Annotated in this window: 1 protein-coding gene; it reads right to left on the reverse strand. The window is 37.1% G+C overall.

Annotation, left to right across the window (positions count from 1 at the left end; genetic code table 11):
- Nucleotides 1–395, reverse strand: a 395-nt coding sequence (gene tnpA, locus DXC57_RS15175) for an IS200/IS605 family transposase (protein WP_182457351.1), incomplete at its 3' end; no start/stop codon positions are given.
- Between the last annotated feature and the right edge of the window lie 33 nt (nt 396–428).

Here is a 428-nt window from a genome sequence, read left to right on the forward strand (position 1 = left end):
ATGTATGCCACTACCTGATCCCTGCTTCGGTCACTTACGGTGACTGCACAATAGGATGGATTCCACAAATGTCCTCCCCATAGCTCCTGTTTTAATTCCGGATGTGAAAGAAACAACTGACGTGCCAGATTCCCCTTCATAATCTTTATCATGTCTGATATAAAAAATTGTGGTTTGCAATCCAGAAGTAAATGAATATAATCTGGCATAACCTCCATCGCCAGAATCTTAAATTTGTATTCCTCCGCAAGTCCATACAACATTTTTTTACATTCTGCGTCTATCCCATTTTTCAGAACCTGTTTTCGATATTTCGTGCACCAGACAAGATGATATTGCAAAGAATACACATATCCTCTACCATATGAAAGTGTATTTCTCTTAATAGTAAATATATCTTTTTCCACGTTTATATTATACCATATGCC

The organism is Clostridium sp. TF06-15AC (assembly GCF_003481165.1).
Taxonomy (GTDB): Bacteria; Bacillota; Clostridia; order Lachnospirales; family Lachnospiraceae; genus Otoolea; species Otoolea fessa.